The organism is Micromonospora sp. WMMD734 (assembly GCF_049178975.1).
GTDB classification, from domain to species: domain Bacteria; phylum Actinomycetota; class Actinomycetes; order Mycobacteriales; family Micromonosporaceae; genus Micromonospora; species Micromonospora wenchangensis.
Genome location: NZ_JBMHMK010000001.1, coordinates 5,122,748 through 5,136,466 on the forward strand (window position 1 = coordinate 5,122,748; position 13,719 = coordinate 5,136,466).

Below are 13,719 nucleotides of genomic sequence, written 5' to 3' on the forward strand. Positions count from 1 at the left end.
GGGGAGTTGCACGGCCCTGTCAAGTAGTTGCCGGATCACTGTGCGCGACGACCTCCCAGCCGGGTAGGGCCAGGCATACCCGCAACGCTACGACCAGTGGGCTGGGTCGGGCGGCGTCGCCCTGACAGGGTTCGACCATGACCCCGGACGTACCCCTGCACCTGGCGGCGGCGCTGCGCCGACGCGACCACCTGCTCTCCCCGTGGCCGTGGCGGGCGCTGGCCTACCTCGCCACCACCCTGCCGGTCGCCGCACCCCTGTCGATCGGGCTGCTCGTCGTCGGCGCGCCCCTGATGGCCGTGCTCAACACGGTGCGGCAGGACCGCCCGGTCGAGCTGCCCATCGTCGTGTTCCTCACCGTCGTCGCCCTGCTGGTGCTCGCGTCGGCTCCGGTCGTCAGCCTCGCGGTGGCCGTGGTCGAGCGGTGGCGGCTGCGCCTGGTCGACCCGCGACCGCTGCACCGCCCCCGGTATACGGGTCTGGTGGCCCGCTACACCAGCGCCGCGGCCTGGCGGGAGGTCGGTCACACCTTCCTGCTGGGCGGGCTCGTGCCGCTGGCGTACTGGCTGCTGTTCATGCTCGTGCTGCTCGACGCGACGCTGATCGCCAGCCCCTGGCTGGCCAGCGGCAACGACCCGGTCATCGTGGTCTGGACCACGATCGACACCCCCCGCCAGGCGATCCCGTACGCGGCCGTGGGCGTCCTCTGTGTCCCGGCGCTGCTGTACCTGGCGGTCCTGCTCGCCGCCGGCCAGGCGACGGCGGCCCGTTGGCTACTCGACGGGTCCGTCGACACCACGGCGCTGCGGGAGGTCACCCGCTCCCGGGCCCGACTGGTCGACGCGTACGAGGCTGAACGTCGCCGCATCGAGCGGGACGTGCACGACGGCGCGCAGCCCCGGCTGACCAGTCTCACCCTCCAGCTCGGCCTGGCCCGGCTGGACGTGCCCGACGACTCCCCCGCCGCCCGGCCGCTGGCCGTCGCGCACGAGCAGGCGAAGGGGCTGATGGTCACGCTCCGGCAGATCGTGCAGGGCATCCGCCCGCAGAACCTCACCGAGCTCGGCCTGGCCGGCGCTGTCCGGGAACTGGCCGGGGCGGCCACCATCCCGGTCGGCGTCCGGGCCGACCTCGGGCAGCCGCTGCCGGAGGTGGTCGAGACCACCGCCTACTTCGTGGTGTCCGAGTCCCTGGGCAACGTGGCCCGGCACGCCCGCGCGGGCCGGGCCGAGGTACGCCTGACCAGGTCCGCCGGCCGTCTCGTCGTCGAGATCGAGGACGACGGGTGCGGCGACGCCGACCCGGCCCGGGGCAGCGGACTGACCGGGCTCGCCGACCGGGTCGCCGCCGTCGACGGCCGGCTGCTGCTGTCCAGCCCGCCCGGCGGGCCTACCCTGGTGCGGGTGGAGCTGCCGTGCCCCCGGTGACCCGGGTCGTGCTCGCCGAGGACGAGGTGCTCCTGCGGGAGGGCATGGTCGGCCTGCTGACCCGGTTCGACTTCGCGGTGGTCGCCGCCGTCGGCTCCGCCCCGGAGCTGCTGGACGCGGTCGACGCGCACGAACCGGACCTGGTGGTGACCGACATCCGGATGCCGCCGCAGCACCGCGACGACGGGCTACGGGCCGCCGTCACCGCCCGCGCCGCCCGCCCGCACCTCGCGGTGGTGGTGCTCAGCCAGCACGTGCAGGCCGGGTACGCCGCGGCGCTGCTCGACAGCGGTGACCGCCGTCGGGTCGGTTACCTGCTCAAGGACCGGGTCGCCGACGTCGCCGAGTTCGCCGCGACCCTGCGTCGGGTCACCGACGGCGGCACGGCCATCGACCCCGACGTGGTGCGGCACCTGCTGCACCGCCCCCGCGACCCGCTCGCCGTCCTGTCCGCCCGGGAGCGGGAGGTGCTGGTGCTGCTGGCCGAGGGACACTCCAACGCGGCGATCGCGGCCCGGCTGTACGTCACCGAGGCGGCGATCGGTAAGCACGTCGGCAACATCCTGGCCAAGCTCGACCTGCCGCCCAGCGACGACACCAACCGCCGGGTGCTCGCCGTCCTCACCTACCTGCGGACCGGCCCCGTCCGGTAGCCGTCGCGGGGTCGGGCACCGCCGCCACCGACGGCCCCGGCAGGTCCACCACCCGGGTCGCCCAGCGGGCCAGCAGCGCCGGATCGTGGGTGATCAGCAGCACGCCCGCCCGGTGCCGGCGCTGGTAGTCGGTCACGACTGCCGCCACGTGGGCCTGGGTGGAGGCGTCGAGCATGGCGGTGGCCTCGTCGCAGAGCAGGTGGTCGGGGCGGTGCACGAGGGCGCGGGCCAGGCATGCGCGTTGCAACTGCCCGTCGCTGACCGCGTGCGGACGCCGGGTGAGCAGGTCGGGGGTGAGCCCGACCAGGTCGGCCAGCTCGGCCGTGCGGGCGCTCACCTGCCCGGCCGGTGTTCCGGTGGCGCGTAACGGTTCGGCGATCAGGTCGGCCAGGCTCAACCGGGGGTCACTGGCGGCGCGGGGGCTCTGGAACAGGATCGCCACCCGGGTCCGGACGGCGGCGGGCAGCCGGTGCCGGACCCCGGCGACGGGTTCGCCGTCGAGGGTGATCCGGCCGCCGTCCGGGGCGTGCAGGAAGGCCAGCACCCGGGCGAGGGTGGACTTGCCGCTGCCGGAGGGGCCGCGCAGGCCGACCGTCTCCCCGGGTGCGACGTGCAGGTCGACCCGGTCGAGCACGCGCTGCCGTCCGTAGTGGACGGTGACCTGGTGCGCGGCGAGCCCGGCGGGCGGATGGTCGGCCGTGGTCGTCATGCCGCTGCTCCGGGGGTGATCGGGTGGTGGCAGGCGACCTGCCCGGTGCCGTCGGCCGTCGGGCGGGGCGGGGTACGGCAGGTGTCGGTGGCCCGGTGGCAGCGCGGAGCGAACGCACAGCCGGCGGGCAGGTCGGTGAGCATCGGCGGGTGACCGGGCACCGGGGTGAACGCCCGGTCGGGCAGGGCGTCGAGCAGCCCGGCGGTGTAGGGGTGGGCGGGCCGGTCGAACAGGTCCGGGGTGGGCCGGTGTTCCACGACGCGGCTGGCGTACATGACGGCGACGGTGTCGGCGACGCGGCGGGCGGCGGCCAGGTCGTGGGTGATGAGCAGGACGGCGGCCCCGGCGTCGCAGCGGCGGCGCAGCAGGTCCAGGGTGTGCTCCACCAGCGGCCGGTCGAGGCCGCTGGTGGGTTCGTCGGCGAGCAGCAGCGGCGGGTCGGGGGCCAGCGCCAGGGCGGTGGCCAGCCGCTGGGCCATCCCCCCGGACAGCTCGTGCGGATACCTGTCGAGGTCGGCGGGGTGCAGGCCGACGTCGTCGGCGGCCCGTTCGGCGGCGTCGGCGGCGGCCCGGCGGGGGTGGCCGTGGGCGCGCAGGGTCTCCTCCAGCAGCCGCCGGCCGGTGCGCACCGGGGTCAGGGCGGTGGCCGGGCTCTGCGGGACGAGGCCGACGACCCGGCCCCGGACGTGCCGGGCGAGGTGCCGTTCACCCGCCGCGACCAGGTCGACCGGGGCGCCGTCCGCCGGGTGCAGGTGGGCGTGCCCGGTGACGGTGGCGTTGCGGGGCAGCAGGCCGAGCAGGGCGTGCGCGAGCACGGACTTGCCGCAGCCCGACTCGCCGACCACGGCCAGCAGTTCACCGGGGTGCAGGTCGAGGCGCAGGTCGGTGACGGCGTGCACGACGGCGTCGGGAAGCCGGAACCGGACGGTCAGCCCGTCGACGGTCAGTAGCGCCGGCCGGGGGCCGGCGTCGGTGGGCACGGTGCCGGTTGCGCTCGCGGTCACAGCTGCAACTCCGCCCGTACGCGGGGGTCGAGGCGGTCCCGCCAGCGGCCGGTGAGCACGGCCAGGGCGAGGGTGACGGCGACCAGAGCCAGGCCGGGAACGATGCTGGCCCACCACGCGCCGGTGAGCAGGGACCGCTGACCGTCGTTGATCATGTTGCCGATCGAGGCGAGATGCGGCGGCAGGCCCAGGCCGAGGAAGGACAGCGCGGTCTCGTGCCAGACGGCGTGCGGCACCATCAGCGTGGTCGCCAGCGCGAGCCGGGGCAGCACGTGCGGCAGCAGGTGCCGGGTGAGCACCCGGGCCCGGCTCGCCCCGCCGGCGATCGCGGCGTCGACGAACGGGCGGGACCGCAGGCTGAGCAGTTCGGAGCGGACGATCCGGGCGGTGGAGAGCCAGTGCGTCAACGCGATCGAGGCGACGACCGCGCCGAGGCTCGGCCGCAGCATCGCCACGATGAAGATGCCCAGCAGCAGGTGCGGCAGGGCGGCGACGGTGTCGACGACCCGCATCAGCACCCGGTCGACGCGCCCGCCGACGCTGCCGGCGACCGCGCCGACGAGACCACCGATGACGGTGGCGACGAGCGCGGCGACCACCCCGACGAGCAGCGAGACGCGCAGCCCGTAGAGGCTGCGCAGGGCCACGTCCCGACCCAGGTCGTCGGTGCCGGCCAGGTGTTCGGGCGAGGGCGCGAGCCGGGTCCGGGCGAGGTCGACCGCGCTCTGGTCCAGCGGCCACAATAGTGGTGCGAGCAGGCAGGCGAGGACCGCGACGACGAGCACGGCGGCGGCCACCCCCGCGCCGGCCCGCCCGCCCCGCAGCAGGATGGCCGGCCGGCGCGGCGGCAGGCGTCGGGCGGGCGGGGCGGCCGGTGGTGGGGCGAGGTCAGTCATCGAGGCGTACCCGGGGGTCGGCGGCGGCGTAGCCGAGGTCGGTGGCCAGGTTCGCGGCCAGCACCACGACGGTGGTGGCCAGGGTGGTGGCGGCCAGCAGCGGGAAGTCGGCGCCCAGCGCGGCCTGCACGGTGACCGCGCCGAGACCGGGCAGCGAGAAGACGGTCTCCACCAGCACCGCGCCGCCGACGAGTTCGGGCAGGTGCGTGCCGACCAGGGTGAGGAAGGGCAGCAGCGCCGTCCGCAGCGCGTGGCCGAACAGGACGGTACGGCCGGGCAGCCCCCGGGCGCGGGCGGCCAGCACGTGGTCGTCGCGCAGGCTCTCGGCGACCGCGTCCCGGACGAACAGCACGAACCACGGGGCCTGGGAGATCGCCAGCACGGTCACCGGCAGCACCAGGTGCCGGGCCACGTCGGCCGGGTCGGTGCCGGTCGCGGTGAGGTCGGTGAGCCCACCGGCGGGCAGCCAGCCCAGGGTGAGGGCGAACACGGCGATCGCGGCCAGCCCGATCCAGAACACCGGCATCGACTGCACGGCGTACGCGACGGTGCGCAGGGCGCGGTCGAAGACGCCACCGCGCCGGTACGCGGCCAGGGTGCCCAGCAGCACGCTGGCCACCAGGACGAGGGCGAGGGCCAGGCCGACCAGCAGCAGGGTCCAGCCGGCGCGGGCGGCGAGCACCGAGGTGACCGGTTCGTGGCGGCTGGTGGACCAGCCGAGGTCGCCGCGCAGCAGGTTGCCCACCCAGCGGGCGTACTGCACCGGCAGCGGGTCGTCGACGCCCCAGTTCGCGCGGAGCTGCGCGAGGTTCTCCTCGGTGGTGGTGAAGGCCGCCGCGCCCGCGTACTGCTGGGCCGGGTCGATCGGGGAGGCCGCGCCGAGGGCGAACATGCCCATGCTGGTCGCGGCGAGCACCGGTACGGCGACCAGCAGCCGGCGGCGGATCATGACCCCGGCCCCGGCCAGCTGGCGACGTCGGCCGGGCGGCGTCACGCCTTCTTCTCCCAGGTGTGCACGTTCCACCAGAGGCTGTTGGCGACGTCGTGCTCGTGCGGCTCGACCCGGGGGGTCACCCCGGTCACGCTGTCGCGCACCACGTAGGTGTGTTGCAGGTAGGTGAGGAACACCCACGGCACGTCGGCGGCGAGCTGCTTCTGGAAGGTGGCGTACGCGGCCCGTCGGGCGGCCGGGTCGGTGCTGTCCCGGCCGGTCTGCAGGGCGGCGTCGACGGTGGCGGACCGGTAGGAGCCGGGGTTGAAGAAGCCCTGTCCGGCGAAGGCGGAACCGAACAGCTTGAACGACACGAAGTCCGGGTCGTACGGGGTGCCGTACCCCATGATCAGCGCGTCGGTCTTCATCCGGGGGGTGATCGCGTCCCAGGTGAGGCCCTGCGGGGTGACCGCGATGCCGATCTTCTTGGCGTCGGCGGTGACCGCCAGGGCCAGTTCCTTGCGCAGGCTGTCGGTCGCCGGGTACATCAGCGTGAACGCGGCCTGCCGTCCACCCTTGGCGCGGATGCCGTCCGGGCCGGGGGTCCAGCCGGCGGCGTCGAGGATCGCGGCGGCGGCGGCCCGGTCGGCGGCGGCCCGGCCGGCGATCGACGGCTCGGCGAACTCGGAGGTGGGCGGCACCGGGCCGAACGCCGGCTCCCCCGCCCCGCCGAGCACCCCGGTCACCATGGCCTGCCGGTCCACCGCAGTGCTCAGCGCCCGGCGGACCGCCAGGTCGCCCAGGACGGGGTTGCCCATGGGCAGCATCACGCCCCGGTAGTCGGCGGTGGGGACCTTGTGCACCTGCTGGCCGGCCTGGCCGTCGAACCCGGTCGCCAGCTTCGGCGGCAGCTCGGCCGCGTCGAACTCGCCGGCCCGCATCCGCTGGGCGCGGACGTTGTCGTCGGCGACGAACGCCACCACCACGCCCGGGTTCGCCGGCTTACCGCCCCAGTACCGCTCGTTCGCCGCCAGCACCAGCCGGTCCCCCGGCGTCCACGACGTCATCCGGTACGGCCCGGTGCCGATCGGCAGGCGGTTGAACTCCGCCTTGTTGACGTCCTGCCCCTCGAACGCCTTCGCCGGCACGATGCCCAGCGCCAGCCGCTGCACGAACGGCGCGTACGGGTGCTTGAGGGTGAAGACCACGGTGGACGGGTCGGGGGCGGCGACGGAGGCGAGCATGTCGAGGTCCGAGCGGAGCGTCGAGTCGACATTCGGGTCCAGCACCGCCTGGTAGGTGAAGACGACGTCTCCGGCGGTGAGCGGGCTGCCGTCGTGGAAGAGCACCCCCTCGCGCAGCGTCGCCGTCACCGTCCGGCCGTCCGCCGACACCGTCGGCAGTTCCCGGGCCAGGGCCGGCACGAGCTGGTTGCGGGCGTCCCGGGCGACCAGCCCGTCGAAGATGAGCGACGCGCCGTCGGGGCCGTAGTTGAGCACCGGGTTGAGGGTCTCCGGCTCACCCGCCGTGGCCACCACGACCGGACCGCCTGCGGCTCCGCCGGTGGACGACGGCGTCGGGGACGTGCAGCCGGCGACGACGGCCAGGGCGATGCCGAGCAATGCCGGCACGCGTACGGAGCGGGGCTTGACCATGACGTACTCCTGGGATGTCGCGGTGGAGCACCGCCGCGTCGACGCTCGACGCAGCGGTGCTCCAGGAGGCCGGTGGATCAGGGGGCGGGCGGCGGAGAGGTGTCGGCCACCAGCAGCGTGAGCTGCCGGACCAGGTCGTCCAGCGACTCTCCGGTCTGCGCGCGGACCAGCCCGAGGGCGAGGTCGGCGAGCAGGTAGAAGCCGAGGGTGCGGGCCTGCTCGGTGTCGAACGAGGCCAGCAGCGCCTCCGCCCCGGCGAGGTCACCGCGACGGCGGGCGGCGATGACCCCGGCGGCACGCTGGACGAGGTCGGCGGCGACCGGAACGGGGCCGGTCACGCCGGTCAGAGCTTCGGGGCGGTCGCGCGGGCGGCGTCGAAGCGGGCGGTCACGTCGGCCCAGTCGACGAGGTTCCACAGCCGGTCGACGTAGTCCGGACGGACGTTGCGGTACTGCAGGTAGTAGGCGTGCTCCCAGGCGTCGAACACCAGCAGCGGGGTGGAGCCCTGCCCGACGTTGCCATGGTGGTCGTAGACCTGTTCCACGATCAGCCGCTGCCCCAGCGGTTCCCAGGCCAGGACGCCCCAGCCGGAGCCCTGCACGCTCTTGGTCGCCGCCGACAGCTGCCCGGCGAAGCCGTCGAACGAGCCGAAGTGCTCGTCGATCGCCGCCGCCAACTCCCCGTCGGGCCGGTCACCGCCGTCCGGGGAGAGGTTGTTCCAGAAGATCGAGTGCAGCACGTGCCCGGACAGGTTGAACGCGAACGTCTTCTCCAACCCGACCAGCGCCGCGAAGTCGCCCTTGTCCCGGGCCTCGGCGAGCTGTTCCAGGGCGTCGTTGCTGCCCTTGACGTACGCCGCATGGTGCTTGCTGTGGTGCAGCTCCAGGATCTCGCCGGACATGGCCGGCTCCAGTGCACCGTAGTCGTACGGCATGTCGGGCAGCGAGTAGAGGCCCACCAGCAGCTCCTTGAATCGTGGGTCGACAGCGGGGCGGGCACTCGGGCCAGGTCGGATCATCGCAGGCCCGGGTACCCGCCACTGCTGCCACTATCGCGTAGTTGCCAGTTATTGGCAATAAGACCCGCCGCGCCCACCCGTTCGGCAGACCCGCGACACCGACCGGGCCCGGAACGGACGGCGGGCCCGGAGCCGGGTGGCTCCGGGCCCTGAGGGCGTCCGTGATCAGGAGATGGCGCAGGTGATGTTGCCGGGCGGCGGGGTGCCGTTGCCGGTGGCGGTGAACCCGAACGTGGTCGAGCCGTTGGGGGCCAGCGCGCCGTTGTAGGCGGCGTTGCGGACGGTGACGTTGCCGGTGGTGCCGGTGTTGACGCCGTTCCAGACGCTGCTGAGCGCCTGGCCGCTGCCCAGGCTCAGACCCACGGCCCAGCCGGTGATCGCGCCGGAGCTGGTGTTGGCCACGGTGACCTCACCCTGGAAACCGCCGGGCCAACTGTTGACCGCCTTGTAGGTGGCGGTGCAGCCGCCCGGTCCGCTGGTGGGCGGCGGGGTGGTCGGCGGAGGCGTGGTCGGCGGGGCGGTGGTGGGCGGCGGAGTCGTCGGCGGAGCGGTGGTCGGCGGGGGCGTGGTCGGCGGCGTGGTGGACTGGAACTGGCTGAAGAAGCGCCAGATCTCCCCCGAAGTCCAGGTCCGCGAGTCGTTGGGGGTGCCCGACCCGTCGACCGGGCTGGGGGTGTGGTCACCGTCGAACGCGGCCCACTGCACCGGGAAGCCGGAACGGCAGCCCGAGTAGACGGTCGTGATGTGGGTGAAGGTGTTCAGGCCCGGCTCACGCGGGCTCTGCGCGGTGCACCCGTTGTTCCGGACGAACGTGTCACGCAGCGACCGGCCCATCGAGATGTTGAGCACGCTGTCGTGGGTGCCGTGGATGCCGAAGTACGGCACCGGCTGGGTTCCGCCGCTGCAGCCGCTGAGCTGGGCGCCGGACAGCACCGCGACCGCGCGCACGACGGTGGGCCGGGCGCAGGCCACCGCGTAGCTCATCGCGCCGCCGTAGCTCCAGCCCAGCACGAAACGCTGGGTGGTGTCCACGCACAGGTCGTTCTCGACCTGCCGGAGGATGTCGTCGAAGAGGGTCAGGTCCCGGCCGTTGGTGTTGGCCCAGCCGGCGTCGATACCCTGCGGGGCGACGAAGATCGTGCTGTTGTTGGACAGCGGCAGCAGGCCGTAGTAGCCGGCCGAGGAGACGTTCTGCGCCGAGCCGTTCAACCAGTGGAAGCCGACGACCAGCCGGTACTGGCGGTTGCGGTCGTAGCCGTCCGGAATCCGCAGGATGTAGCTGCGGTTCTGCCCGCTGCTGGTGATCGTGCGCGTCCCGTTGCTCAATGTGGGGGCCTTGCCGCAGCCGGCCGTCGCCGCGAGGGTGCCGTTCGTCGCCGCCTCCGCCGTCGCGGAGAGGCCGCCGTTCAGCGCGCCGCCGACGGTCGCCGCGAGCAGGACGGCTGCGGCGGCGATGGTCGGGAGTAGGTGTCTGTGTCTGACCATTGCTTGGCTCCTTGCCATGGGTCTGGTGTCCCGGTGGTGATACGCGAGTCGACCCGGCGATGGCCGGTGGACGGCAGGATGCGGTGAACGACCCGCACCCCGTCTCCCGCCTGGGCAGGGCGACTCGGGTGGGCGGACGCGCCCGTTCGGCGCGGACGGCACAACGGCTCGGTGGAGCGGCCCGGACGTGGTCGTCGACCGGCAGGGCGGCGCGAGGGGTGCCCTCGGGTTCCGCTGCCGACGGACTGCGACGACGGGAAGCGTGCCCTTCGCTCCCGGCCGAAAGATAGCAGGTTATCGATAACATACTCAACCGGACGAGCGACGCCGGCCGCCGGAGCGGGTGCGTCGCGGCACCGTGACGCCACCCGTGTCCCCCCGGCCGGGCGGCCCGGCACGCCGGGGCATGTCCACCCGCGACGACCCGGCCACCGCCGACCCGACCACACCGTCCCTGCTGGTCAGCGGCCTTACCGTAAGCGGATCCGCGAGCACCGTGCACCCCTCGGCCGAGCCGCCGAGGACCGTGGACCGGCCGGCACCGGGACGGGCCGGCCGGTCCGGGGACCGGGAGCCGTTCTCGAAACTATCGGTCCGGGCGGCTCGCAACTTTTCGGGATCCGGCCCCGTCGGCGTATGTGACCGTTAACTGCGGCGGTCGGGCCGCGACCCGGCCGCGGCCGGCGGCACCTACCGGTCGGGACGGACGCCCGGTCGGCGGCCGGCTCAGATGCTGGCCAGCGCCTCCGTCGGCGGCAGGGCGGCGGCCCGCATCGACGGGTAGACGCCGGCCACCACGCCCACCACCGCCGCACCGCCCAGCCCGGCCAGCGTCGAGGCCAACGGGATCACCACCGGCCACTGGTGGTACGCGGCGTAGCCGGCGGTCACGGCCAGCCCGAGCAGCGTCCCGACGATCCCGCCCAACGACGCCAGGGCCACCGACTCAGTGAGGAACTGGCCACGGATCTGCCCCCGGTGCGCGCCCAGCGCACGCCGCAGGCCGATCTCGGCCCGTCGTTCCAGCACCGAGATGACCATCGTGTTGGCCACCCCGATTCCGCCGACCAGCAGCGCCACCGCGGCCAGGGCCAAAAACAGCGACGAGAAGGCGTTCTCGGTGGCGCGCTTCGCGGCCAGCGCGTCGGAGGGGCGGCTGACCAGCACGTCGGCCGGGCTCTGCGGGTTGACCGTCTCGGGCAGCACCGCCCGCACCTGCTCGACCGCCGGCTCCAGCGACCGGACGTAGAGCACCGTGGGATGCCCGTCGAAGCCCAGCTCGGACTGCGCGGCCGGCCAGCCGACCAGCACCGACCGGTCGATGTCCGGCAGCAGCGGTACGGCGGCCAGGATGCCGACCACGGTGAACCACCTGTCGCCGATCATCACCTGCTGGCCGGGGCCACCCCCGGCGGGCACGTCGCGGACGCCGAGCCGGACCGCCGCGACCGCGCCGAGCACCACGGTGGGGAAACGCGCCGTCGCCGGAGTGAGCCAGCTTCCGTGCTGTACCCGGGCGTTGATGATCGGGAGCAGGTCGAGTTGGCTGGCCAGCACCGTCAGACCCGAGCCGTCGTCAGGATCGGTACGGTCGGAGCGGCGGACCAGCAGGTGCGTGTTGGCGACCGCGCTGACACTGGTCACCGGCCCCACCCGCCGGACCATGGCGGTCGACTCCGTCGGCAGCAGCGCCGGTGGGTCCTGGTCGGGCAGCGCCCGCACCTCAAGCATGTTCGTGCCGAGCGCGGAGAGTTCCCGCATCAGCTGGGCCTGGCTGGAGGCGGGGATGCCGGTGACCACGATCATCGTGGCGATCCCGATGGCGATGCCGAGCGCCGACAGCGCGGCCCGGGTGCGCCGGGTACGGATGCCGAGCAGCCCCAGACCGAGCAGGTCGGTCACGGCCAGCCGGACCGGCCGGGCGGCCTCACGGGCCGTACCCGGATGCGCCCGGTGCGGCGTACCCCCGGTGGTGGATGTGTTCATCGGGGCGTCACCACCCGGCCGGAGTCGGCGACCAGGTGGCCGTCGCGCAGTTCCACTCGGCGGGGCAGGCGGGCGGCGATGTCCCGGTCGTGGGTGATCACGGCGATGGTGGTGCCCTCCGCGTGCAGTCGGTACAGCAACTCCAGGACGGCCTGGCCGGTACGGGTGTCCAGCGCGCCGGTGGGTTCGTCGGCGAGCAGCAGCGCGGGTTGGTGGACCAGGGCGCGGGCGATCGCCACCCGCTGCCGTTCCCCGCCGGAGAGCTGGTGCGGCAGGTGGGTGACGCGGTGCGCCAGGCCGACCCGGTCCAGCGCCGCGAGGGCCAGCGGCCGGCGGTCCCGGCGGGGCACCCCGGCGTAGAGCAGGCCGGTGGCGACGTTCTCGGCGGCGGTGAGCCCGGCGGTGAGGTGGAACTGCTGGAAGACGAAGCCCAGCCAGCGCCCGCGCAGCGCGGACAACTGCCGGTCGGAGAGCCCGGCGACGTCGAGGCCGCCGAGGTGCACCGTGCCGGAGGTCGGCCGGTCCAGCGTGCCCATGATGTGCAGCAGGGTCGACTTGCCGGAACCGGACGGGCCGACGATGGCCAGCATCTCACCCTCGGTGATGTCGAGCGAGACGCCGGCGAGGGCGGTGACCCCGCCCGGGTAGCGCATGGCGGCGTCGCGTACGGCCAGCACGGTCACGAGGCGGTCACCACCGCGAGATCCTCGATGATCCCGTCGCCGGAGACCTCGACCATGCCCTTGGCGAACATGCCGGTGGTGACGGCGACGAACCGTCCCCCGTCGGCCAGTTGCAGCGCGTAGCCACCCTCGCTGAGCGCCACCAGCGCGCCAACCGGTACGGCGAGGACGCCCTCCCGGGTCTCGCCGGCCAGGTCGACCTGCACGTCGGCGGCGTCGATCCCGGTCAGGTCGTCGTCCACGGTCACCGTGACGGCCCGCTTCGGCGTGGCGGTCGGGCCGGCGTCGTCCTGGGTGACGGCGGTGGCGACCGCCGATACGGTTCCGTCGACGGTCTTGTCGCCCGGCAGCGTCACCGTCACCCGGTCGCCCCGCTGGATCGTGCCGGCCTCGGCCACCTCGGCCTGCACGGTGATCACCTTCGCGGTCGGCGTGACGGTCAACAGCGGCGTCTCGGCAGGGTCGCCGCGCAGCGCGGTGACGGCGTCGACCCGGACCGCACCGGGCAGCACGGCCACGTCGCCGACGGCGATCCGGCCGGTCACCGGCAGTTCGGCGTCCTGCTGCCAGCGCTTGATGGCCCGCATCAGCGAGCCGGTCAGCACCCCCTCGCCCTTGCGGACGACGACCCGGGCCGGGGCGGAAGCCGTCGGCGTGGGTGCCGCCGCGCCCTGCCCGGACGTACCCCTACCCGGTTCCCCTGCCGCGTTCTGCTGCCCGGCAGGCGACGCGGCGGCGGCCTTCACCGGTCGGGAGACCTTCTCCCCCGGTACCGGCTGGTAGCCGATCTCGTACCCCAGCGCCTTGAGGTTGGTGGCGACGACCCGCACGTCGCGGCCGACCGTGCCGGGTTCGGCCAGGTCGCGGTAGAGCGGCAGGCCGCCGTAGAACAGCGGCACCGGCTGGTCGTCGATCCGGTAGAGCTGCCCGCCCCGGGTGACCGTCGCGCCGGCCGGCGGCAGCCAGGTGACCGTCCCGCTCCGGCCGCCCTTCACCGGCTCCGCCCGCCCGTACCCGAGGGTGCCGGTCAGCGACACGGTGCTGGCGAGGTCGGTCCGCACGACGGTGGTGGTCTGCACCGGGACCGGCGGGTCCCCGCCGGCCGTGGCCGGGCCGCGGTGGACCGACCAGACGACGCCGCTGACGACGACCGCCAGCACCAGGATCAGCACCGCCGGGACGACGACGCGGCGACCGGTACGGCGCGGTGGGCTCTGCGCTGGGGATTGTTCTGTTGACACACCGCGAGCATGGCGACGGCTTTTCAGAAAC

At 74.2% G+C, this 13,719-nt stretch carries 13 protein-coding genes; 2 read left to right on the plus strand and 11 right to left on the minus strand.

Translation table 11 applies throughout. The features are described from left to right. Window positions 1–137: 137 nt before the first annotated feature. Together ACN267_RS21905 and ACN267_RS21910 are read left to right on the plus strand one after the other, a co-directional pair. A complete protein-coding gene (locus ACN267_RS21905; protein WP_281900874.1) occupies window positions 138–1,427 on the plus strand; it encodes a sensor histidine kinase in 1,290 nt (429 codons plus the stop codon). Beyond that, window positions 1,415–2,080 carry a response regulator transcription factor gene (locus tag ACN267_RS21910; RefSeq protein WP_204958874.1) on the plus strand — a complete coding sequence of 222 codons (666 nt, stop codon included), beginning with the start codon at window positions 1,415–1,417 and terminating at the stop codon, window positions 2,078–2,080. The genes ACN267_RS21905 and ACN267_RS21910 overlap by 13 nt, the downstream gene beginning before the upstream one ends. Here the strand turns inward: ACN267_RS21910 and ACN267_RS21915 are convergent. The 11 genes from ACN267_RS21915 to ACN267_RS21965 all read right to left on the minus strand — a co-directional run bounded on the left by ACN267_RS21915 (window position 2,049) and on the right by ACN267_RS21965 (window position 13,688). Then, window positions 2,049–2,789 carry an ABC transporter ATP-binding protein gene (locus ACN267_RS21915; RefSeq protein ID WP_204958873.1) on the minus strand — a complete coding sequence of 247 codons (741 nt, stop codon included), beginning with the start codon at window positions 2,787–2,789 and terminating at the stop codon, window positions 2,049–2,051. The two genes, ACN267_RS21910 and ACN267_RS21915, sit on opposite strands and share 32 nt — an antisense overlap. Further along, window positions 2,786–3,793, minus strand: a complete 1,008-nt coding sequence (locus ACN267_RS21920) for an ABC transporter ATP-binding protein (RefSeq protein ID WP_421489548.1) — start codon at window positions 3,791–3,793, stop codon at window positions 2,786–2,788. Before ACN267_RS21920 ends, ACN267_RS21915 begins: the two co-directional genes overlap by 4 nt. Beyond that, entirely contained in the window at window positions 3,790–4,689 is a 900-nt protein-coding gene (locus tag ACN267_RS21925; protein ID WP_421489549.1) for an ABC transporter permease, read from the minus strand. Before ACN267_RS21925 ends, ACN267_RS21920 begins: the two co-directional genes overlap by 4 nt. Beyond that, window positions 4,682–5,683 (minus strand): ABC transporter permease, encoded by a 1,002-nt coding sequence (locus tag ACN267_RS21930; protein WP_421489550.1) that lies wholly within the window; start codon window positions 5,681–5,683, stop codon window positions 4,682–4,684. The genes ACN267_RS21925 and ACN267_RS21930 overlap by 8 nt, the downstream gene beginning before the upstream one ends. Continuing rightward, window positions 5,680–7,275 carry an ABC transporter substrate-binding protein gene (locus ACN267_RS21935; RefSeq protein ID WP_421489551.1) on the minus strand — a complete coding sequence of 532 codons (1,596 nt, stop codon included), beginning with the start codon at window positions 7,273–7,275 and terminating at the stop codon, window positions 5,680–5,682. Before ACN267_RS21935 ends, ACN267_RS21930 begins: the two co-directional genes overlap by 4 nt. Window positions 7,276–7,352: 77 nt before the next feature. Further along, window positions 7,353–7,613, minus strand: a complete 261-nt coding sequence (locus ACN267_RS21940; RefSeq protein WP_204958870.1) for a superoxide dismutase — start codon at window positions 7,611–7,613, stop codon at window positions 7,353–7,355. 5 nt (window positions 7,614–7,618) lie between these two features. Next, window positions 7,619–8,233: a superoxide dismutase gene (locus ACN267_RS21945; protein ID WP_204958983.1), complete on the minus strand. Its 615-nt coding sequence runs from the start codon at window positions 8,231–8,233 to the stop codon at window positions 7,619–7,621. A 225-nt stretch (window positions 8,234–8,458) separates the two neighbouring features. After that, window positions 8,459–9,778, minus strand: coding sequence for a cellulose binding domain-containing protein (locus ACN267_RS21950; RefSeq protein WP_239485294.1), 1,320 nt, complete (start codon window positions 9,776–9,778; stop codon window positions 8,459–8,461). 726 nt (window positions 9,779–10,504) lie between these two features. Continuing rightward, the gene (locus ACN267_RS21955) at window positions 10,505–11,764 is read right to left on the minus strand and encodes an ABC transporter permease (protein WP_421489552.1); all 1,260 of its coding nucleotides are present in this window, start codon (window positions 11,762–11,764) and stop codon (window positions 10,505–10,507) included. Further along, window positions 11,761–12,417 (minus strand): ABC transporter ATP-binding protein, encoded by a 657-nt coding sequence (locus tag ACN267_RS21960; protein ID WP_088643779.1) that lies wholly within the window; start codon window positions 12,415–12,417, stop codon window positions 11,761–11,763. Before ACN267_RS21960 ends, ACN267_RS21955 begins: the two co-directional genes overlap by 4 nt. Before the next feature lie 26 nt (window positions 12,418–12,443). Beyond that, complete coding sequence (locus ACN267_RS21965) at window positions 12,444–13,688, minus strand: hypothetical protein (protein WP_421489553.1); 1,245 nt, start codon at window positions 13,686–13,688, stop codon at window positions 12,444–12,446. Between the last annotated feature and the right edge of the window lie 31 nt (window positions 13,689–13,719).

Bases quoted from the DNA above. Each gene is read 5' to 3' on its own strand.
- ACN267_RS21925 (WP_421489549.1), bottom strand. From the start codon at position 4,689: ATGACTGACCTCGCCCCACCACCGGCCGCCCCGCCCGCCCGACGCCTG.
- ACN267_RS21960 (WP_088643779.1), bottom strand. From the start codon at position 12,417: ATGCGCTACCCGGGCGGGGTCACCGCCCTCGCCGGCGTCTCGCTCGAC.
- ACN267_RS21905 (WP_281900874.1), top strand. From the start codon at position 138: ATGACCCCGGACGTACCCCTGCACCTGGCGGCGGCGCTGCGCCGACGC.
- ACN267_RS21950 (WP_239485294.1), bottom strand. From the start codon at position 9,778: ATGGTCAGACACAGACACCTACTCCCGACCATCGCCGCCGCAGCCGTC.
- ACN267_RS21935 (WP_421489551.1), bottom strand. From the start codon at position 7,275: ATGGTCAAGCCCCGCTCCGTACGCGTGCCGGCATTGCTCGGCATCGCC.
- ACN267_RS21915 (WP_204958873.1), bottom strand. From the start codon at position 2,789: ATGACGACCACGGCCGACCATCCGCCCGCCGGGCTCGCCGCGCACCAG.
- ACN267_RS21955 (WP_421489552.1), bottom strand. From the start codon at position 11,764: ATGAACACATCCACCACCGGGGGTACGCCGCACCGGGCGCATCCGGGT.